Raw genomic sequence first — 1,581 nt, forward strand, 5'->3', positions numbered from 1 at the left:
CCCAGAAACTGGGCATCGGCACGACCGAGACCTTGCGCAAGTGGGTCCGGCAGGACCAGATCGACGCCGGCGCCCGTCCGGGCACGACGACGGAGGAGTCGGCCGAGCTGAAGCGGCTGAAGAAGGAGAATGCCGAGCTGAAGCGGGCGAACGACATCCTGAAGGCTGCGGCGTCTTTCTTCGCGGCCGAGCTCGACCGGCCACACACACGCTCGTAGCGTTCATCGACGAGCACAAGGACCGCTTCGGCGGCGTCGAGCCGATCTGCCGGGTCCTCACCGACCACGACTGCAAGATCGCACCGTCCACCTACTACGCCCACCACAAACGCCAGGCCGCACCCGCAGCCCGCACCGTCCGCGACGCCGAGCTGAAGACCCTCATCACAGAGGCGTACGAGGCCAACTACCGTGTCTATGGCGCGCGGAAGATTTGGCGACACCTGAACAGGCACGACCACACCGTGGCCCGCTGCACCGTTGAACGCCTCATGCGCGAGCTCGGGATCACCGGCGCGGTCCGCGGCAAGCGGGTGATCACCACGATCCCCGACGCGAGCGCCGAACGGGCCCCGGATCTCATAGACCGCGACTTCGTCGCCCCGGCGCCGAACCGCTGCTGGGTCGCCGACTTCACCCACGTCGCCACGTTCGCCGGCGTCGTCTACGTCGCCTTCGTCGTGGACACCTTCTCCCGCCGTATCGTCGGCTGGTCAGCGGCCACTTCGAAGGAGACAAGGCTCGTCCTGGACGCCCTGGAGATGGCCCTGTGGCAGCGCGCCCGGGACCAACACCCCTACCAGCCGGGCGAGTTGATACATCATTCCGATGCCGGTTCGCAGTACACGTCGTTCGCGCTCGCCGAGCACCTCGACCGGGCAGGAATCGCCGCGTCGATCGGATCGGTCGGTGACGCGTACGACAACGCCCTGATGGAGTCCACGATCGGCCTGTTCAAGACCGAGTTGATCAAACCCCGCCGCCCCTGGAAGACACTCTCCGAGGTCGAGCTGGCCACCGCCGAGTGGGTCGACTGGTACTGCCACCGCCGACTACACGGTGAGATCGGGCACATCCCACCCGTCGAATACGAGACCAATCACTACCGCGCAACCACGAAACCCCAGGTCACAGTCACGACCTAGAGTCTCGATCAAACCCGGAACGGTTCATTTCGCCCCTGAACCCTGCGGCAGCGGGTCCTCCGCCCTGTCGTGGGGAGAACCGGTACTGTCCATCCTTCTCCAGGCCGGGAAGATCACCGGGCACAGCGTGGCGAGCAGATACACACCGCCGGCCGCCAGCAGCGTGGAAGACAAGCCGACCGAATCCACGAGGAAGCCCGCGGCCAGTCCGCCCAGCGGAGTGACCAGCTGCACCGAGGCCGTTGTCGCGCTCAGCACGCGGCTGCGCAGGTCCTCCGGCACCGTCTCATACGTCACGGTGGCCATGATGGGGTTGAGTACACCGAAGGCGAGACCCTCCGCCGCCATGATCACGGCCAGCGGGGTGAAGGTGTCGGTGAAGGCGGCCACCACGAAGCGCGGCAGGCCCCCGATGAGAAAGGCGATCGTGAACACGG

At 66.4% G+C, this 1,581-nt stretch carries 3 protein-coding genes; 2 read left to right on the forward strand and 1 reads right to left on the reverse strand.

Translation table 11 applies throughout. The annotated features are described in order from the left end of the window. Both AB0I77_RS53450 and AB0I77_RS53455 read left to right on the forward strand, forming a co-directional pair. Window positions 1-218 (forward strand): transposase (locus AB0I77_RS53450; protein WP_363290314.1); only part of this gene is annotated, 218 nt, incomplete at its 5' end. A 5-nt stretch (window positions 219-223) separates the two neighbouring features. Continuing rightward, window positions 224-1,144 (forward strand): IS3 family transposase, encoded by a 921-nt coding sequence (locus AB0I77_RS53455; protein ID WP_363290316.1) that lies wholly within the window; start codon window positions 224-226, stop codon window positions 1,142-1,144. A gap of 24 nt (window positions 1,145-1,168) precedes the next feature. Here the strand turns inward: AB0I77_RS53455 and AB0I77_RS53460 are convergent. After that, window positions 1,169-1,581 (reverse strand): MFS transporter (locus AB0I77_RS53460; RefSeq protein WP_363290315.1); only part of this gene is annotated, 413 nt, incomplete at its 5' end.

Origin of the sequence: Streptomyces sp. NPDC050619 (assembly GCF_040654815.1) — a bacterium.
Classification (GTDB): Bacteria; Actinomycetota; Actinomycetes; order Streptomycetales; family Streptomycetaceae; genus Streptomyces.